The 20,755-nt window shown below is 53.5% G+C and carries 16 protein-coding genes; 7 read left to right on the forward strand and 9 right to left on the reverse strand.

Translation table 11 applies throughout. The features are described 5' to 3' along the window. Positions 1-110 precede the first annotated feature (110 nt). Complete coding sequence (locus OGY17_RS08305; protein ID WP_286606862.1) at positions 111-1,682, forward strand: methyl-accepting chemotaxis protein; 1,572 nt, start codon at positions 111-113, stop codon at positions 1,680-1,682. A gap of 68 nt (positions 1,683-1,750) precedes the next feature. Here OGY17_RS08305 and OGY17_RS08310 read toward each other — a convergent pair whose 3' ends face one another. From OGY17_RS08310 to OGY17_RS08320, 3 genes are all read right to left on the reverse strand, one after another. Beyond that, positions 1,751-2,716: a DMT family transporter gene (locus OGY17_RS08310; protein ID WP_020996260.1), complete on the reverse strand. Its 966-nt coding sequence runs from the start codon at positions 2,714-2,716 to the stop codon at positions 1,751-1,753. Positions 2,717-2,792: 76 nt separating this feature from the next. Next, positions 2,793-3,617 (reverse strand): AraC family transcriptional regulator, encoded by an 825-nt coding sequence (locus OGY17_RS08315; RefSeq protein ID WP_191215224.1) that lies wholly within the window; start codon positions 3,615-3,617, stop codon positions 2,793-2,795. 81 nt (positions 3,618-3,698) lie between these two features. After that, on the reverse strand, positions 3,699-4,547 hold the full coding sequence (locus tag OGY17_RS08320) for an SDR family oxidoreductase (RefSeq protein WP_060682842.1): 849 nt from the start codon (positions 4,545-4,547) through the stop codon (positions 3,699-3,701). Positions 4,548-4,637: 90 nt separating this feature from the next. Here OGY17_RS08320 and OGY17_RS08325 point away from each other — a divergent pair, with 90 nt between their 5' ends. After that, positions 4,638-5,018, forward strand: coding sequence for a winged helix-turn-helix transcriptional regulator (locus tag OGY17_RS08325; protein ID WP_032934267.1), 381 nt, complete (start codon positions 4,638-4,640; stop codon positions 5,016-5,018). A gap of 47 nt (positions 5,019-5,065) precedes the next feature. Here the strand turns inward: OGY17_RS08325 and cpdB are convergent, their stop codons facing one another. Further along, positions 5,066-7,009, reverse strand: a complete 1,944-nt coding sequence (gene cpdB, locus OGY17_RS08330) for a 2',3'-cyclic-nucleotide 2'-phosphodiesterase (protein ID WP_192463998.1) — start codon at positions 7,007-7,009, stop codon at positions 5,066-5,068. A gap of 188 nt (positions 7,010-7,197) precedes the next feature. On the opposite strand from cpdB, the gene cysQ reads away from it, so the two are divergent. Continuing rightward, positions 7,198-7,938 (forward strand): 3'(2'),5'-bisphosphate nucleotidase CysQ, encoded by a 741-nt coding sequence (cysQ, locus tag OGY17_RS08335; protein ID WP_008786026.1) that lies wholly within the window; start codon positions 7,198-7,200, stop codon positions 7,936-7,938. Here the strand turns inward: cysQ and OGY17_RS08340 are convergent. Next, positions 7,928-8,485: a YtfJ family protein gene (locus OGY17_RS08340; RefSeq protein ID WP_048215073.1), complete on the reverse strand. Its 558-nt coding sequence runs from the start codon at positions 8,483-8,485 to the stop codon at positions 7,928-7,930. The two genes, cysQ and OGY17_RS08340, sit on opposite strands and share 11 nt — an antisense overlap. Before the next feature lie 328 nt (positions 8,486-8,813). Here OGY17_RS08340 and OGY17_RS08345 point away from each other — a divergent pair, with 328 nt between their 5' ends. After that, positions 8,814-9,020 (forward strand): DUF1107 domain-containing protein, encoded by a 207-nt coding sequence (locus OGY17_RS08345; protein WP_003025710.1) that lies wholly within the window; start codon positions 8,814-8,816, stop codon positions 9,018-9,020. A 66-nt stretch (positions 9,021-9,086) separates the two neighbouring features. On the opposite strand, the gene paeA is transcribed toward OGY17_RS08345, so the two are convergent. Together paeA and msrA are read right to left on the reverse strand one after the other, a co-directional pair. Continuing rightward, positions 9,087-10,427, reverse strand: a complete 1,341-nt coding sequence (paeA, locus tag OGY17_RS08350; RefSeq protein ID WP_003830418.1) for a polyamine export protein PaeA — start codon at positions 10,425-10,427, stop codon at positions 9,087-9,089. A gap of 272 nt (positions 10,428-10,699) precedes the next feature. Continuing rightward, positions 10,700-11,338 carry a peptide-methionine (S)-S-oxide reductase MsrA gene (msrA, locus tag OGY17_RS08355; protein ID WP_003830412.1) on the reverse strand — a complete coding sequence of 213 codons (639 nt, stop codon included), beginning with the start codon at positions 11,336-11,338 and terminating at the stop codon, positions 10,700-10,702. Positions 11,339-11,550: 212 nt separating this feature from the next. Between msrA and tamA the strand changes: the two genes are divergently transcribed. From tamA to OGY17_RS08370, 3 genes are read left to right on the forward strand one after another with little or no spacing between them, the layout of a single operon-like run. After that, positions 11,551-13,284, forward strand: coding sequence for an autotransporter assembly complex protein TamA (gene tamA, locus OGY17_RS08360; RefSeq protein WP_003025718.1), 1,734 nt, complete (start codon positions 11,551-11,553; stop codon positions 13,282-13,284). Continuing rightward, complete coding sequence (gene tamB, locus OGY17_RS08365) at positions 13,281-17,057, forward strand: autotransporter assembly complex protein TamB (RefSeq protein WP_286606866.1); 3,777 nt, start codon at positions 13,281-13,283, stop codon at positions 17,055-17,057. The genes tamA and tamB overlap by 4 nt, the downstream gene beginning before the upstream one ends. A 2-nt stretch (positions 17,058-17,059) precedes the next feature. After that, positions 17,060-17,404 (forward strand): gamma-glutamylcyclotransferase family protein, encoded by a 345-nt coding sequence (locus OGY17_RS08370; RefSeq protein ID WP_286606869.1) that lies wholly within the window; start codon positions 17,060-17,062, stop codon positions 17,402-17,404. A 57-nt stretch (positions 17,405-17,461) separates the two neighbouring features. On the opposite strand, the gene OGY17_RS08375 is transcribed toward OGY17_RS08370, so the two are convergent. Both OGY17_RS08375 and yncE read right to left on the reverse strand, forming a co-directional pair. Continuing rightward, a complete protein-coding gene (locus tag OGY17_RS08375; protein WP_048236268.1) occupies positions 17,462-19,471 on the reverse strand; it encodes a TonB-dependent receptor domain-containing protein in 2,010 nt (669 codons plus the stop codon). Between the two features lie 84 nt (positions 19,472-19,555). Then, positions 19,556-20,626, reverse strand: a complete 1,071-nt coding sequence (gene yncE / locus OGY17_RS08380) for a 7-bladed beta-propeller protein YncE (protein ID WP_286606872.1) — start codon at positions 20,624-20,626, stop codon at positions 19,556-19,558. Positions 20,627-20,755 lie beyond the last annotated feature (129 nt).

The following is a 20,755-nucleotide window of genomic DNA, read 5'->3' on the forward strand; positions in this document are numbered from 1 at the left end:
TATTGGAAAGGAAAGGTACGGCGAAAAAAGCCGCACGACAGGATTAAATAAGCGCACGCCGCTGCCGATAGTTAGACCTCAGACAATACCTGCATAATAAAAGGCTACAGATGTTCAAACGAATCAAAGTGATAACCTTACTTATCACCGTGTTACTCGCGCTGGGCGCAATGCAGCTCATCTCCGCGGGCGTCTTTATTGGCGCACTCAATAACGATAAGCAGAACTTTAACGTGTCTCAACTTTCCAGCCAGAACGTGGCCGAGTTTACCGATGCGTGGATTAGCCTGAACCAGGCTCGCGTCACGCTCAACCGGGGCATGCTGCGTTTACAGGGAACGATGGCCAGCGATATTAACGGCGGTCAACTGAAGGAGCTGGTGAACACGGCAAATCGCCTGTTGGCCGAATCGAAAGAGCATTACGATAAATACTACGCTCTGCCGGAAACGCCGGGGCTGGATGAGCATCTGGCCGATCGACTGGAAGAGCAGTACGGCATCTATTCTGCGACGCTGGCAAAAATGAACGCGCTGCTGGCTGAAGGAAAGCTGGAAGAGATGTTCAAGCAGAATGCCGAGCAAAAGCAAACGGCCATGCAGGACGTTTATCGGGAATGGCGTAGCGCGCAAACGGCGCTGGCCGCTGCCGGAGTGCAGGACAATGAGAGTGATTACCAGAAGATAATCTGGCTGCTGTCCGCGGTGATGCTGATTGTCGTCACCGTGATTATCGCCAGTTGGCTGGCGATGCAGCGAGTGCTGCTCAAGCCGCTCAACGAGGTGATGGGACATATTCGCCACATCGCTGCCGGTGACCTGACACACAGCATCAGCGCCGATGGCAGCAATGAAATGGCGCTGCTGGCAAGTAACGTCCGTGACATGCAGCAGGCGCTGGCGAATACGGTCAGCGTGGTGCGTGACGGGGCCGATACCATCTATACCGGTGCGGGTGAAATCGCCGCAGGCAGTAACGATCTCTCTTCACGTACCGAGCAGCAGGCCGCCTCTCTGGAAGAGACCGCAGCCAGCATGGAACAACTTACCGCAACCGTGAGACAGAACGCAGATAACGCGCGTCAGGCGAGCAGTCTGGCAAAAAATGCTTCACAGACGGCGCAAAAAGGCGGAACCGTGGTTGATGGTGTGGTGCGTACGATGGATGAAATCGCCACCAGTTCCAGCAAAATCGCGCAAATTACCAATGTTATCGACGGTATTGCCTTCCAGACCAATATCCTTGCGCTAAACGCGGCGGTGGAAGCGGCGCGTGCGGGCGAGCAGGGGCGCGGATTTGCCGTGGTCGCAGGCGAGGTTCGGACGCTGGCGCAGCGTAGCGCTCAGGCGGCGAAGGAGATCAAAGCGCTGATAGATGACTCAGGGAATCGGGTCAATGCCGGTACGGCGCTGGTGCATGAAGCGGGCGAAACGATGGCGGAAATAGTTAGCGCTGTGACCCGCGTGACCGACATCATGGGGGAGATTGCCTCAGCTTCTGATGAACAAAGTCGGGGTATCGATCAGGTAGGCCAGGCGGTTGCCGAAATGGATCGCGTCACGCAGCAAAACGCCTCGCTGGTAGAAGAATCCGCTTCCGCCGCTGCAGCGCTTGAAGAGCAGGCCGCGCGGTTGAACCAGACGGTAGCGGTGTTTAAGGTGTCGCGCCGGATGGCGGCGTAAACGCCTTATCCGGCCTACATGAGATCGTACAGTCCTTGTAGGCCGGATAAGCAGTGCCATCCGGCACATTATGATTGTGAAACCACCACGATGCTCGGTTTCTGCGGCTTGGCTCTGACGGCTATCACCACCCCAACCATCAGCAGCGCAATACCGCTAACCGTCAGCAGAGGTGGAAATTCCTGACGCAGAATAAAGGTGTACAACAAACCGGCCAGCGTTTCGAAGACAATCAGCGGGCCGAGGATCACCGTCGGTAATTTTTGGCTGGCGACGTTCCAGCACAGTGCGCCAACCCACGAACACAATACCGCAATGGCTATCATCAGACCGATAAACACGCCCGGACGCGGACCGAAGGGTAGAGCGAAGTCCGGCGTTTGCCCGTTAAGCCACAGGCAGGCGGCAATGTAACCGAGCAGAGAAACGGGCAACGTTACCAGAGCCTGGGCCGTCGCCCACATCATCGGGTGCTTATCCGGATTCTCGCGCAGCCAGCGGGCATTACGCAGCGCGTACCATGCCCAACACACCACCGAGACAAGCGCCAGCGCGATGCCGGAACCATAACGCCAGCCACTAAAGTCTGGTAACCCCTGATTCAGCTCCGAGATATTCACGCACAGCAGTCCTATACCAATCAATACCAGCGCAGGCGACAGACGCCACCATGATAATTTGCCGTCACGCTGACTGTAGAGCAGGTTAGCGAAGACCGGGATCACCACCGGCAATGTACCAATAATCATCGTGGAGACCGGTGCGCCGGTGCGCTGGATGGCGCTTGCCAGGCAAACGTAATAAATCAGATTCCCCATCATTGTTAGCGTCAGCGCAGTTACCCAGTCTTTCCGCACGAGTTGACGCAGGCGCGCACGTCCCAGCCAGGCGATCGGCAATGCGATCAGCCCCAGCGCCAGATAACGCCCCATCGACTGCAATACCGCCGGGTATTCCGGTACGATCAGCGGTCCAACAAAAATTAATCCCCACATCAGCCCGGCCAACAGGGCATACAACACACCGCTAATCATTTTGGACATCCACATCGTTTAACAATACGTCGAGTGTAGGCAGGAAAAATGCTGCCGTATTGTATGAGATTGCTGATCAACGCCGGACGACTTGTTTCTGATAACGCACCGGCGTAATGCCGTAGCGATGGGTAAACGCGCGGGTGAGATGCGACTGGTCGGTGAGGCCGGTTGCGGCGGCGACCTCTGCGGCGGGCATACCGTAAGTGAGAAAACCTTTGGCTCGCCACAGCCGGATCGCCATCAGCATCTGGTGCGGCGTGACGTGGAAATGAGACTTAAACTGGCGCTGAAAATGCCAGGGACTCAGCGATGCAACCCGCGCCAGCTCGTCGAGCGTGACCGGATGCATATAATTATCGTGCAGATACTCGCGTACCCGTTCAAAGCGATGCGCCCCCTCCGTTAATACTGGCGCATGGCGGGCCAGCGGCTGGAACGTGTCGATCAGATCGAGTAGAAGGCTTTTTTGCGCCAGCGGATCTTCAGTGTTCCACAGGCCATGGATCAGCGAGCAGATCTGGCGCGAGCGCAGCGGATCGTGACGCGTTACGTCATGAAACCACCAGTGGCGGATCCCGGTGACCTCTTCCAGAAGGTCGGGTTCAAGATAAATCATCCGATAGCGCCAGCCGTCGGCGGTTTCGGCTTCGCCGGTATGCAGCTCATCGGGATTCATGGTGACGACGGAATGGGCGGGGGCAACATACTGCGTGCCGCGATAGCGAAAACGTTCGGCTCCGGCTTCTATCGCGCCAATGCCAAACGCTTCATGGGTGTGCGGCTCGAAAGCGTAACGCGAGATGTGTGCATGATACAGCTCAACGCCCGGCACCTGCGCCAGATGGCGAAAGCGGGCGCTGTCTTTCTCATCAATAAACTGCTCAGGTACACCTTGCACGTTTTCTCTCCCCACGCATCATCCTGTCATTATCAGAGAGGATGCGCGGGGATGCTACCACAATTAACTAATTTTTAACACTTACACGATGCCTTTGACGCTGTCAGCCAACGAGGTGGTCGGGCGACCAATCAGTTTGCTCAGCGTATGGCTGTCGTCGAACAGACCACCTTTGGAGGCGCCAGTGTCTGAGTCAGCCAGCATGTCCGCCAGCCCGGCAGGCAGGCCTACACCTTTTAGCGCGGCGGCAAAATCTGCTTCGCTCAGGTTCTGATACACCACTTTTTTACCACTCTGTTTTGCCAGCTCGGCAGCCAACTGGCTCAGGGTCCAGCCTGCGTCGCCCGCCAGTTCATAAGTTTTACCGGCGTGACCGTCTTCACTGATGACGCGCGCGGCGGCAGCGGCATAGTCGGCGCGGGTCGCTGAGGCAATTTTGCCTTCACCTGCAGCCCCGATAAACACGCCGTGTTCCAGTGCAGCCGGTGCGCTGGCGAGATAGTTTTCGGTGTACCAGCCGTTACGCAGCAGCGCGTAGGCGATACCGGATTCAGCCAGCATCTTCTCGGTTGCCACATGCTCATCAGCCAGCCCCAGCGGGGAGGTGTCGGCGTGCAGCAGGCTGGTGTAGGCGATGAATTTCACGTGCGCGGCTTTCGCTGCGTTAATCACGTTGCGATGCTGCGGGGCGCGTTGTCCCACTTCGCTGGAGGAGATTAGCAGTAGCTTGTCGATACCCTGTAAGGCAGTCGTAAAGGCGGCTTCATCGCTGTAATCCGCCTGACGAACGGTAATGCCCTGCTGGCTAAGCGCCGTCGCTTTAGCGGGATTACGCACAATTGCCACAATCTGGCTGGCAGGAACGGTTTTCAGCAGAGATTCAATAACGTGTTGGCCCAGTTGGCCGGTGGCGCCGGTAATTGCGATCATGGAGTGACTCCTTGGTATTGGTCTTGTGTTTAATCACGCTAACACCTAAACTTACTTTTAGTAAGTACGAACAAAAAGGTTAGTATGAAAATGACAGCATCGACGCTCTCCCAGCAGTTACGCGATGGCAACTTGTTTGCCGAACAGTGTCCCTCCCGTGAGGTGTTAAAACACGTCACCAGCCGCTGGGGCGTGTTGATTCTGGTGGCGCTGCGCGACGGTACGCACCGTTTCAGCGATTTGCGCCGTAAGATGGGCGGGGTCAGTGAAAAGATGCTGGCGCAATCCCTGCAAGCGTTAGAGCATGATGGGTTTATCAATCGGGTGTCGTATCCGGTGGTGCCGCCGCACGTGGAGTATAGTCTGACGCCGTTGGGTGAGCAGGTGAGCGATAAAGTCGCCGCGCTGGCGGACTGGATAGAACTGAATTTGCCGCAGGTTTTAGCGCAGCGGGACGAACGGGCTGCGTAGTTTTGTAGGCCGGATAAGACGCTATTGCGCCGCATCCGGCACGAAAATTACTTACTTAAATCCAGCTGATAAATAGCGAAACCGATGTCATCGGTCGCGACTTTCTTCAGCGGATACTGGCCTTTCTCTTTAATAAATGCCGCGGCTTTATCAGACGGTGATGTTTCAAAGCGAATATCCAGTGGTGTATCGCTATGAATTGGCGCCAGACGCCAGTTGTTATCTGCCGCCGGGTGAATTTCACCGGCACGCTTCGTCTCAGCACCAACCCAGGCCGCCAGCACCGAGCGGTTTTCATCCGGAGAAGCAAACGCGATGTGGCTGTCGCCGGTTCCGGCAAACTTACCGCCGTAGGCGCGGTAGTTGTTGGTCGCGACGAGGAAGGTGGCATTCGGATCGATTGGTTTGCCGTTAAAGGTCAGATTTTTAATACGTTCCGCTTTCGGGTTAATGGTCTGACATTCACCGTCGTAGCGAGCAGGTTGTGAAACATCAATCTGATAATTCACGCCGTCAATCACGTCGAAATTATAGGTACGGAAGCCATCCCAGTTAATCAACGACTGTGGTTTGCTGCTGTGGATATCAATCTGATTGAACTGCCCGGCGGAACATTCCAGCCACTCTTTCACCTCTTTACCGCTGGCTTTCACCACCACCAGAGTGTTGGGATAGAGATACAAATCAGCGGCGTTACGGAAGGTTAACTGACCTTTTTCGACTTCTACGAAGCTTGCCGGATCGTTCTTGCGTCCACCGACCTTAAACGGCGCGGCGGCGGAAAGTACCGGCAGTTTTGCCAGATCCGGATCGCCCTGAATAAAGTGTTCCACATAGGCTTTCTGCGCGTTGTTCACCACCTGTACGGTCGGGTCATCCTGTACCAGCGCCAGATAGCTGTACATGTTGTCGGCGGATTTACCGATCGGTTTGCTGACAAACTCACGCGTGGCGTCGTGATCGGCTTTCAGGATCTCAACGATTTTTTTGTCTTCTGCTGCCAGTGATTTTTTGGCTGCGGCGTCATAGATCGGGCGCGCCTCGGCTTTCGCCTGAGTGACCTGCCATTTACCGCTGTCGTTATTCAACACTAAATCCACCACGCCCAGGTGATCGCCCCACATACCCGGCATCACCGCAGGAACCCCATTCAGCGTACCTTTTGTGATATCTGCGCCTTTAATATTGGCAAAGTCTTTACCCGGGAAGACGGCGTGAGCGTGACCAAACATAATGGCATCCACGCCCGGTACTTCGCTGAGGTAATAAACGGAGTTTTCCGCCATCGTTTGATATGGGTCGGCAGAAAGCCCGGAGTGAGCAACCACCACCACAACATCGGCGCCTTTTTCTCTCATTTCCGGAACGTATTTGCGTGCAGTTTCCGTAATGTCGTTCACCGTGACTTTGCCGCTGAGGTTGGCTTTATCCCAGGTCATAATCTGCGGTGGAACAAAGCCGATATAGCCAATCTTCAGCGTCTGCTTGTTCCCTTCCTTGTCGACCACTTCAGTGTCTTTGATCAAGTAAGGCGTAAACAGCGGCTTTTTGGTCTTCACGTCGATGATATTGGCGTTAACGTAAGGGAACTTCGCTCCGGCTAGCGCGTTGTGCAGATACTCCAGACCGTAGTTGAATTCATGGTTGCCGAGGTTACCCACCGCGTAATCCAGGGTATTCAGCGCCTTATATACCGGGTGAGTATCGCCCGCTTTCAGCCCCTTGGCCGCCATGTAATCCCCGAGCGGGCTACCCTGAATCAGATCGCCATTATCAACCAGCACGCTGTTTTTGACTTCACCACGCGCAGCGTTGATCAAACTTGCCGTACGTACCAGACCGAATTTTTCAGTCGGTGTATCTTTGTAATAATCGAAATCCATCATATTGCTATGCAAATCAGTGGTTTCCATTATACGCAGATCGACGGTCGCGGCATTGACGCTGGCTGCAATCAGCGTTGCCAGAAGCGTTGCACTAAACTTAATCATCAGGGGCATCCTTTTAAGATCTAAGCCACAAAAGAAAATGTATATAAATCTTCTTGCTTACAGAACTGTGAATCATGACATGAATATAGCGTTTAAAACCGCAGACGCTATCACAGTTGGCGGATCCCCTGACGATCGGGTATAAGTAAAACAACGAGTTAACACCACTGACAGAAACGAGGTGGAGAATGCTAGAACATGTATGCCAGCTTGCACGGAACGCGGGCGATGCCATTATGCAGGTCTACGATGGAATCAAACCGATGGAGATTACCAGCAAGCAGGATGATTCTCCGGTCACGGCGGCAGATATCGCCGCACATACGGTGATCCTCGAAGGATTACTGGCGCTGACGCCGGATATTCCGGTTCTGTCTGAAGAGGCGCCTCCTGGCTGGGATGTTCGCCAGCATTGGCAGCGCTACTGGCTGGTGGACCCGCTGGACGGGACCAAAGAGTTCATTAAGCGTAACGGTGAATTTACCGTCAATATTGCGCTGATCGAGAAAGGAAAGCCGGTTCTGGGCGTGGTTTACGCGCCGGTAATGAAAGTGATGTACAGCGCAGCAGAAGGTAAAGCGTGGAAAGAAGAGTGCGGGGTACGCAAACAAATTCAGGTTCGTGACGCGCGTCCGCCGCTGGTGGTCATTAGCCGCTCGCATGCCGACAATGAGTTAAAAGAGTATCTGCAACAGTTGGGTGAGCACCAGACCACGTCGATTGGCTCATCGCTGAAGTTCTGCCTGGTGGCGGAAGGGCATGCACAGCTGTATCCGCGTTTTGGGCCAACCAACGTGTGGGACACCGCCGCTGGCCATGCCGTTGCAGCCGCAGCCGGAGCGCACGTTCACGACTGGCAGGGGAAACCTCTGGATTACACCCCACGTGAATCGTTCCTCAACCCCGGCTTCCGCGTCTCTATTTACTGAGTAATTTGTGCAGCAGGGCAATTACCTGCTGCACCTCTTCCTGCGTTAATGCGCCATCTTTTGCCCACTGCACGCGTCCGTCCTTGTCGAGTACGGCGATAGCGGAGCTCTCTTCATCCAGTTGCCAGGCTTTACGCGCAATGCCATTGCTGTCGACAATGAATTGCGACCACGGGTAGAGCTTCTTATTGCTCTCCAGACTGCTGCGCACAAACATACCGGAGCCGGGAATGGCGTCATCCGTGTTGACGATAGTGGTGGTCTGGTATTTGTCGTGCGGCAGGTTGGCGGCTTTGATTGCCTCGATCAGCGTCGCATTTTTCTCTTTGGCGGAGGTGCGTCCGGCAATGTGTTGCACAATTCGCACTTTGCCTGGCAACTGCGCGCTATTCCAGCTTTTGTAGCTAAACTTATCGTTATCGAGAATCAGTTCGCCACGATCGGCGATCCCCACCGGCGGTACGCGCTGGTCAGTCTCAAACTTATGTGCGGAGGCAATCATCGGCAGTAGCAGGCACGACAGCGCCAGCAGTTTTCGTAAGGTCATAGGTTTTCCTTCTTTCTTTTATTTTGCAGGTGATCCGACCACTTGGGTCTGGAATTTAATCATATGTGCGAATGATGCTTTTTCCCGCAAGCGCGATGCCAGTTTGCGGACGGGCGCACAAATCCTGCGAAAAATGAAGGCTTATACTGAAGACAGCGAAGCGTTGAAAAGATAATTCTGAATAATTGTAACTTGAAGGTAAATAAACTTATACACGCTGGAAACATCAACGAGATAGTCTATAGTCATAGGGCATTAAAATTTGCGCCTGAGGATTGTCGGACCGATTGTGGTACCGCAAAGGCGTAATGCTCAGCAGGAGACAACAATGAAAATTTTCCAACGATACAACCCGCTGCAGGTGGCGAAGTACGTGAAGATCCTGTTTCGTGGACGGTTATATATCAAGGACGTAGGCGCTTTTGAATTTGATAAGGGTAAGATTCTTATCCCAAAAGTGAAGGACAAACTGCATTTTTCCGTGATGTCCGAAGTTAACCGTCAGGTCTTGCGTCTGCAAACTGAGATGGCTTGATCAAAGTGCTATGCAGTAGTTAAAAAAACGGCTCCTGATGGGAGCCGTTGATGTTTCTGTAAGGCGTTAAGATGCCTTTGCCTCTTCTTTTGCATCTGGCAGTTTTGGTACCAGAACGGTAGGTTTACTGTCCAGACGCGTCACCAGCAGCTGATCGATCTTGTAGTTATCGATATCCACCACTTCAAATTTGTAACCTGAATACTTCACCGAGTCGGTGCGTTTCGGGATTTTACGCAGCATGAACATCATAAAGCCGCCGATGGTTTCATAGTTGCCGGACTGCGGGAACTCGTCGATATCCAGCACGCGCATTACGTCATCAATCGGTGTACCGCCGTCGACTAACCATGAGTTTTCATCACGTGCCACAATCTGCTCTTCCAGACCCTGACCTACCAGATCGCCCATCAGCGTCGTCATAACGTCGTTGAGGGTGATAATCCCCACCACCAGCGCGTACTCGTTCATGATGACGGCAAAGTCTTCGCCTGCGGTTTTGAAGCTTTCCAGCGCTTCAGAGAGCGTCAGCGTGTCCGGGACGATCAGCGTATTGCGGATCTGTACGCCGCTGTTCAGCGCCATGCTTTGGTTTGCCAGTACGCGGTTGAGGAGATCCTTTGAATCAACATAACCAATGATGTGGTCGATATCTTCGTTACACACCAGGAATTTGGAGTGCGGATGTTCCGCCACCTTGTTCTTCAGGCTTTGCTCATCTTCATGGAGATCGAACCAGATAATATTCTCGCGCGAGGTCATTGAAGACGGGACGGTACGGGATTCCAGTTCGAACACATTTTCAATCAGCTCATGCTCCTGCTTGCGCAGAACACCCGCCAGCGCACCCGCTTCGACCACGGCGTAAATGTCGTCCGAGGTGATGTCGTCTTTACGCACCATTGGGATCTTAAACAGACGGAAAATGTTGTTTGCCAGACCGTTAAAGAACCACACCAGCGGGCGGAAGACCAGCAGGCAGAAGCGCATCGGGTTGATGATACGCAAAGCCACAGCTTCTGGCGCAATCATACCGATGCGTTTCGGGGTTAAATCCGCGAACAGGATGAACAGGCCAGTAACCAGCGAGAACGACAGAATAAAGCTTAACTGTTCGGACAGCTCTGGAGTGAAGTACTTCGAGAAAAGGCTGTAAAACGCCGGGGAGAATGCTGCATCACCGACGATACCGCCGAGAATGGCGACCGCGTTAAGGCCAATTTGCACGACGGTAAAAAACATGCCGGGGTTTTCCTGCATCTTCAAAACACGTTGTGCGTTTACGTTGCCTTCATCGGCAAGCAGTTTAAGTTTTATTTTGCGTGATGCAGCAAGCGAGATCTCAGATATCGAGAAAAACGCACTCACGGCGATCAGGCAGAGAATGACTAAAATACTGTTTAACATATCTTATCCGACCGTTCGGGTCAGATCCTCGGAAGGGAGAAGTTGATACTCGTCGTCTTTCAAGCTGCAGGTGCGTTAGCTGCACTCATTCACCCCAGTCACATAGTTCTCTATGCTCCTGGGGATTCACGAGTTTGCCGCCTGCCTGCAACTCGAAATCCTTAGAGTATAAATCCAATGGAATATTCATTGAAAACCGGCTCGTGGAAGTGAGCCGGTAAATTCAGAAGCTAGTATAGCGTAAGGTACTGTAAAGTCGCCAGAGGGGGAAATTATCCTTGTGGGGGCAGGCAAACACCAATACCACCAATGCCACAATATCCGTAAGGATTTTTGTGCAGATACTGCTGGTGATCGTCCTCGGCATAATAGAACGGGGTTGCCGTAGTGATTTCCGTGGTAATGGTGCGCTCGTCGCCTGCGGCGGTCATTGCTGCCTGAAAACGTTCAAGGCTGGCCTGTGCGGCGGCGGTTTGTTCCGGCGTTAACGGGTAAATGGCGGAGCGATACTGCGTGCCCTGGTCGTTCCCCTGACGCATGCCTTGAGCCGGGTCGTGATTTTCCCAGAACACCTGCAGCAGTTGTTCGTAGCTGATAACATGCGGGTCATAGACGATGCGTACCGCTTCGGCATGCCCGGTATCGCCAGAACACACTTCACGATAGGTTGGGTTTGGGGTGTAGCCGCCGGTGTACCCGGCCGCCGTGCTGTAGACCCCTGGCAATGACCAAAATAAACGCTCAACGCCCCAGAAACATCCCATGGCGAAATAAGCTATCTCCATACCGTCGGGCACGTTGGTCATCGAATGTTGGTTAACCGCATGCAGCGTTGCCACTGGCATCGGGGTGTTGCGTCCAGGTAGCGCATCTGCTTGAGTAACAAGATGCTTTCTATCAAATAAACTCATGGCCGTTCTCCCGAAATCAGTCATTTGGGTTAAGGTTGTAACGAGACGCGTCTTTGCCCACAATAAACGGCGTGAATGCGTCTAGAGTTAAACATAAGAAATATTTGGGTTGTCGTCTGTTTTTCAACTCTTATTGTTGATTTTTTGTTAAGCCGAGGAACGGCATAGTATTTTTTTCCAGGGGTGGGAAAAAAGGATATTCAGGAGAAAATGTGCCACATATCCGTCAGTTATGTTGGGTGGGATTACTGTGCTTAAGTGGCTCCGCCGCCGCCGCGAATGTTCGCTTACAGGTCGAAGGATTATCAGGACCGCTGGAGAAAAACGTCCGTGCGCAACTGTCCACGATTCAAAGTGATGAAGTCACTCCAGACCGACGCTTTCGTGCGCGCGTTGATGATGCCATCCGCGAAGGGCTAAAAGCGCTGGGCTACTTTGAGCCGACCATTGATTTTGAACTGCGTCCACCGCCGGCAAAAGGCCGCCAGGTGCTGATTGCCAAAGTGACCCCCGGCGAGCCGGTGCTGATTGGTGGCACTGAGGTGATTTTGCGCGGTGGCGCGCGTACGGATAAAGATTATCTGGATCTGCTGAAAACACGCCCGGCAATCGGTACCGTGCTGAATCAGGGGGACTATGACAACTTCAAAAAGTCACTCACCAGCGTGGCGCTGCGCAAAGGCTACTTCGATAGTGAATTTAATAAAAGCCAGCTCGGGATAGCGCTTGAGCGGCGCCAGGCGTTCTGGGATATCGATTACAACAGCGGCGAACGCTATCGCTTTGGGCATGTCACCTTTGAAGGCTCGCAAATTCGCGATGAGTATCTGCAAAATCTGGTGCCCTTTAAAGAAGGTGAAGAGTACGAGTCGAAAGATCTGGGCGAACTGAACCGTCGTCTGTCGGCGACCGGATGGTTTAATTCCGTGGTCGTCGCACCGGAGTTTGATAAAGCCCGCAAAACCAAGGTGCTACCCCTGAAAGGCGTGGTCTCACCGCGAACCGAAAACACCATCGAAACCGGGGTCGGTTATTCAACTGACGTCGGGCCACGGGTGAAGACCTCGTGGAAAAAGCCGTGGATGAACTCCTACGGGCACAGCCTGACGACCAGCGCCAGTATCTCGGCGCCAGAGCAGGTGCTTGATTTCAGCTATAAAATGCCGCTGTTAAAGAACCCGCTGGAGCAGTATTACCTGGTACAGGGCGGCTTTAAGCGTACCGATTTAAACGACACCGAGCAGGATTCCACAACGCTTGCGGTTTCCCGTTACTGGGACCTCTCCAGCGGCTGGCAGCGCGCGATTAACCTGCGCTGGAGCCTCGACCACTTTACCCAGGGTAATGTCACCAACACCACTATGCTGCTCTATCCAGGCGTGATGATCAGCCGGACGCGTTCACGCGGCGGCCTGATGCCTGTCTGGGGCGATTCCCAACGCTACTCTATTGATTACTCGAACACCGCCTGGGGTTCAGATGTTGATTTCTCCGTTTTCCAGGCGCAAAACGTCTGGATCCGCACGTTGTACGACAGGCATCGCTTTGTGATGCGCGGTAATCTCGGCTGGATTGAAACCGGAGACTTCGACAAAGTGCCGCCGGACCTGCGTTTCTTTGCCGGGGGCGATCGCAGTATTCGCGGCTATAAATACAAATCTATTTCGCCGGAAGGCAGCGACGGCAAGCTGAAAGGGGCCTCCAAGCTGGCAACTGGCTCGCTGGAATACCAGTACAACGTGACCGGTAAATGGTGGGGGGCGATGTTTGTCGATAGCGGCGAAGCGGTCAGCGACATTCGCCGAAGCGATTTCAAAACTGGTGCCGGGGTCGGCGTACGCTGGCAATCGCCGGTTGGACCTATCAAGCTCGACTTTGCCGTCCCGGTCGGCGACAAAGATGAACATGGTTTACAGTTTTACATCGGTCTGGGGCCTGAATTATGAGTTTATGGAAGAAGATAAGCCTCGGCGTGCTGGTTTTTATCCTGCTGTTGTTAGGCACGGTGACGTTCCTCGTCGGTACCACCTCGGGCCTGCATCTGATCTTCAAAGCAGCTAATCGGTGGGTTCCAGGTCTGGAAATTGGTCAGGTCACCGGCGGCTGGCGGGATCTATCACTGAAAAATATTCGCTACGACCAGCCTGGCGTGGCGGTGAATGCTGGTGAAGTGCATTTGGCCGTGGGGCTTAACTGTCTGTGGGACAGCAGCCTGTGCGTCAACGATCTGGCGCTGAAAAACATCAACGTGGCGATCGACAGCAAAAAAATGCCGCCCTCAGCGCCGGTTGAGGAAGAAGAGAGTGGTCCGCTTAATCTTTCCACGCCTTACCCCATCACGCTTTCGCGCGTGGCGCTGAACAACATCAACATCAAAATCGATGACACCACAGTTTCGGTGCTGGATTTTACCTCTGGCCTGAACTGGCAGGAAAAAACGCTGACGTTGAAGCCAACGTCATTACAGGGGCTGCTGATTGCTCTGCCTAAAGTGGCGGAAGTGGCACAGGAAGAGGTTGTCGAACCGAAGATTCAAAACCCGCAGCCGGATGAAAAGCCGCTCGGGGAAACGCTAAAAGATCTGTTCTCAAAGCCGGTACTGCCGGAAATGACCGATGTCCATCTGCCGCTCAATCTCAATATTGAAGAGTTTCGCGGCGAGCAGCTGCGTGTGACCGGGGATACGGATTTAACAGTACATAGCATGCTGCTGAAAGTGAGCAGCATTGACGGCAACATGAAGCTCGACGCGCTGGATATCGACTCGAATCAGGGAACGGTAAAAGCCAGCGGCACGGCGCAACTGACCGACACGTGGCCGGTTGATATTACGTTAAACAGCACGCTAAACATCGACCCGTTAAAAGGCGAAAAGGTGAAGCTGAAGGTCGGCGGTGCGCTGCGCGAACAGCTGGAAGTCGGCGTCAATCTGTCTGGTCCGGTGGATATGGACCTGCGTGCTCAGACGCGCCTGGCAGAAGCCGGATTGCCGCTCAACATTGAGGTGGTGAGTAAGCAGGTTTACTGGCCGTTTACCGGTGAGAAACAGTTCCGGGCCGATGACATCAAGCTCAAACTGACCGGCAAGATGACCGACTATACGCTGTCGATGCGTACCGCCGTGAAAGGTCAGGATATTCCTCCGGCTACTATCACGCTGGATGCCAAAGGCAACGAGCAGCAGATTAATCTCGACAAACTCAGCGTTGCGGCGCTGGAAGGGAAAACCGAGCTGAAAGCGCTGGTGGACTGGCAGCAGGCGATCAGCTGGCGCGGGGAGCTAACGCTGGATGGTATCAATACCGCGAAAGCGATCCCGGACTGGCCGTCAAAACTGAATGGCTTGGTGAAAACGCGCGGCAGTCTGTACGGCGGAAGCTGGCAGATGGAGGTTCCGGAGCTGAAGCTGACCGGCAACGTGAAGCAGAACAAGGTCAATGTGAACGGTTCGCTGAAGGGGAACAGCTACCTGCAGTGGACGATTCCGGGCCTTCATCTGGAGCTGGGACGCAACAGTGCGGACGTAAAAGGCGAACTGGGGGTTAAAGACCTCAACCTCGACGCGACGATTGATGCCCCAAGCCTGGATAACGCGCTGCCGGGGCTGGGCGGTACGGCGAAAGGGCTGGTAAAAGTTCGCGGTACGGTTGAAGCACCACAGCTGCTGGCGGATATTACCGCCCGTGGTCTGCGCTGGCAGGAACTTTCCGTTGCTCAGGTGCGCGTCGAAGGCGATGTGAAATCGGCCGAGCAAATCGCCGGTAATCTCAACGTTCGCGTAGAGCGAATTGTACAACCTGACGTGAATATTGGTCTGGTGACGCTCAACGCCAAAGGCAGTGAAAAGCAGCATGAACTGCGGTTACGTATTCAGGGTGAGCCGGTTTCAGGGCAACTGGATCTTGCCGGGAGCTTTGATCGCAAAGAACAGCGCTGGAAAGGGGAGTTAAGCAATACCCGCTTCCAGACGCCGGTCGGTCCGTGGTCGCTCAACCGGGCTATCGCGCTGGATTATCGTAATCAGGAACAGAAAATTAGTATCGGACCGCACTGCTGGAACAACCCGAATGCGGAGCTGTGCGTACCACAAACCATTGATGCCGGTGCAGAAGGTCGCGCGGTGGTGAATCTTAACCGCTTCGACCTGGCGATGCTAAAACCGTTTATGCCGGAGACAACCCAGGCCAGCGGTGTGTTCACCGGCAAAGCTGATGTGAGCTGGGATACCACCAAAGAGGGGCTGCCACAGGGGCAGGTCACCCTGAGCGGACGTAACGTCAAGGTCACGCAAAGCGTGAATGATGCCCCGCTCCCCGTGGCGTTTGAAACGCTGAATCTGACCGCCGACCTGCACAATAACCGTGCCGAGTTGGGCTGGCTGATTCGTCTGACCAACAACGGGCAGTTTGACGGGCAGGTGCAGGTAACGGACCCGCAAGGGCGTCGTAATCTGGGCGGTAACGTCAATATTCGCAACTTCAATCTGGCGATGGTGAACCCCATCTTCTCGCGCGGTGAAAAAGCGGCAGGGATGATCAACGCCAACCTGCGGCTGGGCGGCGATGTGCAAAGCCCGCAGTTGCTCGGACAGCTGCAACTGAGTGGTCTGGATATTGACGGTAACTTCATGCCGTTTGACATGCAGCCAAGCCAGTTAGCCGTTAACTTCACCGGAACACGCTCAACGCTGGCGGGCGTGGTGCGTACGCAGCAGGGAGAAATTAACCTGAGCGGCGATGCCGACTGGAGTCAGATAGACAACTGGCGGGCGCGTGTTGCGGCTAAAGGCAGCAGGGTACGTATTACCGTACCGCCGATGGTCCGCCTCGACGTATCGCCGGACGTGGTCTTTGAAGCCACACCAAGCCTGTTTACTCTCGATGGCAACGTGGATGTGCCGTGGGCGCGTATCGTGGTACATGACCTGCCGGAAAGCGCGGTTGGGGTTTCCAGCGATATGGTCATGCTTAACAACAATCTGCAGCCGGAGAAACCGCAGACCGCCGGTATTCCGATCAACAGCAACCTGAACATCCACGTCGGTAACAACGTGCGTCTTGACGCCTTTGGTCTGAAAGCGCGTCTGACGGGCGATCTGAAAGTGGTGCAGGATAAGCAAGGTCTGGGGCTTAACGGGCAAATTAATATCCCGAGCGGTCGCTTCCACGCCTATGGTCAGGATCTGATTGTGCGTAAGGGCGAGCTGTTGTTCTCCGGTCCGCCGGATCAGCCGTTGCTCAACATCGAAGCGATTCGTAACCCAGATGCCACCGAAGACGACGTGATCGCTGGCGTTCGCGTCACCGGTACCGCCGATGAACCGAAGGCGGAGATCTTCTCCGACCCGGCAATGTCGCAGCAAATGGCGCTTTCCTACCTGCTACGTGGACAAGGGCTGGATAGCGAACAGAGCGATAGCGCAGCGATGACTTCAATGCTTATTGGTCTGGGGGTTGCACAAAGTGGTCAGGTTGTGGGTAAAATCGGGGAGACATTTGGCGTAAGCAATCTGGCACTGGACACGCAAGGGGTGGGCGACTCATCTCAGGTGGTTGTCAGCGGATACGTACTGCCAGGTCTGCAGGTGAAATATGGTGTGGGTATATTTGACTCCTTAGCGACACTCACGCTACGTTATCGTCTGATGCCTAAGCTATATCTGGAAGCAGTGTCTGGCGTAGATCAGGCACTTGATTTGCTCTATCAGTTCGAGTTTTAGCAATGCGAATATTTGTCTACGGCAGTTTACGAACCAAACAAGGCAACAGCCACTGGATGACCAATGCCCTGTTGCTGGGAAATTTCAGTATCAATAACTACCAGTTGTACAGCCTGGGCCACTATCCAGGCGCGGTTCCGGGAAATGGAACAGTACACGGGGAAGTTTATCGTATTGATAACGCCACGCTGGCAGAGCTTGACGCTCTGCGTACCCGCGGCGGTGAATACGCACGCCAGTTAATTCAAACGCCGTACGGAAGTGCATGGATGTACGTGTACCAACGTCCGGTTGATGGCTTAACGCTGATTGAAAGCGGTAACTGGTTAGACAGAGACCAGTACTGATATATCGTCTACCAGAATAAACAACGCCGCCTTCGGGTGGCGTTGTTTATTAAAGGCTTAAAACTCCACGCGCGCGCCGAGGTTATAGCGGCGTCCTTCCACCTGCGCGGATTCATTCCATGCAGTCGTCAGTTTCGGATCTTCATCCAGCACGTTGTAGATCCCTGCCATCAGCTGCGTGTGCTTATTGAGCTTATAACGTACGCCTACGTCGACCATCGTGTAGTCATCGTACTTATAGTTATTGCCGCTGTTGCGGTTACTGCTGCGGTAATTCACCGTACTCCATACGTCCAGACTCTGCGTTGCCGCCCAGTTCAGCGACAGGTTCGCCATATGGCGCGGGTAATCGTTGAGCGCGTAGCCTTTGTTTATGCCGCTTTTCTGTTCGCTATGGTTCCAGGTGTAGTTAGCGTTGGCTTTTACATCGGCGCTAATCTGCCAGTCGGCATTCAGTTCTATGCCGTACACGTCCGCCTTGCTGACGTTGAAGTATTTACTGACGGAGTCCGCCTTGTAGCCATTCACGGAGCACTGATTCGTCGATGTAGTTTCGCAAATGGTTTGTTCAGCAATTTTGTCTTTGAACTGCGTATAGAAGACGGTGCTATCCAGTGACAGCGCATTCCCCGTCCAGTAGAGGCCCAGCTCAGAGTTAACGCTTTGTTCTGGTTTCAGATCGTCGTTACCGACGGTCAGGAAGGGATAAGGTACGGTCGAGCCGTATGGGGTAACAAAGTCGCTGGATGTCGCACGCAGCTCAGGTTTTTTATAACCTGCGGAAACGCCGCCCTTCAGCGCCCAGTCATTGCTGAAGGCCCAGTTACCGTACATTTTCGGCGTAATATGTGTGCCAAAGTTATCATCCTGGTCCATACGCGCTGATGTGGTCAGGATGAAGTCGTCAATGCTCCAGCCGTCTTCAGCAAACAATGCCCAACCGTTACGGCTGATTTTTGTCACTGGCTCAGATCCGGGCAGCGTTTTGTTGGCCACATCAAAGCGGTCATTCAGTTCTTCGCGGGTGAAATTCGCCCCAACGGTCAGTTTATGGTTGTCGAGCGTGAAGGTGGTTTGCGAATTGGCGACGTAGTTCTCCATCTGCACATACTGCGGCGACTGGCTGTCATAAACGTACTTCGAACGGCCTTTTTCATAGTTTATGTAGTTGGTCGTTGCGATGGTGTCGTCGGCATACCAGCCGGTATGCGTTAGGGTGGCGGCGTTACGATCGAACAGCCATGACCACGGCGCGCCGCGCTTCTGGGTACGGTTTTTCTCCTGCTCACCGGTGACCACATTGAGGTCGAACAGGTTATTTTCGCTAGCGGCCAGGCCCAGCGTCATATCAACGGATTTACGGTTGTGTTTGCCGAAATAGTTATTGCGATCGTCATCGCGACGGTCGAGCCAGTCGGCCGCTACGCTAAGGCCGAGAACATCGGGCACAATCGGCCCCATGGTAAACAGATTCATCTGGCTGGTATTACCCAAATACTGGTGTTCCTGAAGCCAGGTATTGGCGGCAATTGCCGTCGTCCACTCTTTTGCGCCATACGGTTTTTTGGTAATCACGTTGACCACACCGCCGATGGCATCTGAGCCGTACAGCGAGGACATGGGCCCGCGGATAACTTCGATACGCTCAATGGCCTCCATCGGCGGTAAGAAGTTGGCTTCAGTACCGATGTCATGTCCGTAAGGGCGAGATTCACCGGTATTTTGTTTGACGCTGTTGACCATAAACGCGGTATAGGACGGGTCCATGCCGCGAATCATAATGCTGCCAGCGTTCATACCGCTGCTGTTGGTGACCGAGACGCCAGGAAGGTTTTTAATCGCTTCACCAATGCTACGGTCCGGCTGAATATCCAGCGTTTTACGATCGATAACGGAAATGGTGGCCGGCGCTTCGCGCTTTTGCTGCGAGAACCCGGATGCGGTGATCACCATTTCATCTTCGCTATTGCGTGAGGTTTCGGTGAGTTCTTCTGCCTGAGTGGGGAAAATAACACCGCCTGAGAATGCAACGATCCCTGTCAGCGTAATAAGTTGACGCGTTTTCATAATATAGACACCTGAAAAGTAAAAAATAAAAGCATCACCTTGCAGCCCAGAAAAGCTGCAAGGTGTCAGAAGCGTTTTTAATTATTAATATTTGGAGAGGTCGATTTTCAGCACATAGTCGGGCTTCACACCGGTCATTTTTTCCGGCTGTTTGACGCTGACATACAGGGTGTTGGCATCAGACGAGAGCGCCAGGCTGTTAGGTAACGCATTGGTTTCAATGCTTTGTTTTACCTGATAAGTCTTGCTGTCCACAATGCTGATGCGCTTTGCATTACGGTGGGTGGTATACACTTCCTGGCGCTTTTCGTTATATATCACTGCCAGCGAGTTGATAACCTTAATGGGCGCAATAACCTTACCGGTATTAATATCAACAACCAGTACATCCGCTAAATCAGGATCGGTCAGGAATGCGCGATTATTTTTTGCATCCAAAGCAATATTCAGGAAAAAATGTTTTTTGCCTGGCTCAATACTAAAGCGGTTAATAATTTGATGGTTAGTGGTATCCAGCGTAATAAGTTCGTTGCGGCCATTTACGACATACAGGCGGTTCTTATTGGCATCTACGGCCATACCGGTCGGATACTGGCCCATGTTTTCAAGGGTGGCGATTTTCTCGCGCTTTTGCGTATCCACCACCCAGACAATGCCCTTTTCAGCCACGCCGGAAACGTACAGGCGGTGATGCTGTTTATCGAGCACCATTTCGCGGGTATGGATAATATCTTTCGGATTTTTGGCTTCGCTCAGTTGCAGTATTGCCAGCTCTTTACCGCTGCGGGTATCAATGAGCGTGACCGAACCCTCCAGCGTGTTGCCGACATACAGCACCTGGTTTTCTGCATCCAGGGCAGTGGCAAAGGCACGACGGCTGGTTTCGATAACTTCAGTCGTGGTGAGCTTCTCCAGATCGAGTTTATAGATAAGCCCGCTGGTTTTATCTTTATCGAACGACGGCGAGGAGGCGGCAAAAAGCGCATTCTGCTGGCTATCAACCGCCAGTTCATATACGCCGTTGCCAACGTCGCGGGTCAGAAAATCTTGCTCAGGTAGCGTCTGCGCCACGCTGGACAGGCTGGTAAATAACAGTGCTGTGGCGAGAGCCACGCAGGAATAGCGTTTCAGGGACTTCACATTGTGGAGGTTCATTGACTTTTATTCACATTTATTTACATGCTGAGAATGATAATGAGATCCAATCTCATTCGCAATTAAGATAAATGAAATGTGACTACCCAATCTGGTAGGTCAAAAAGAAAACAGCGAAGGGGAGGGGGA

The sequence above is a fragment of the Citrobacter sp. Cpo126 genome, from assembly GCF_030332445.1.
Classification (GTDB): Bacteria; Pseudomonadota; Gammaproteobacteria; order Enterobacterales; family Enterobacteriaceae; genus Citrobacter; species Citrobacter portucalensis.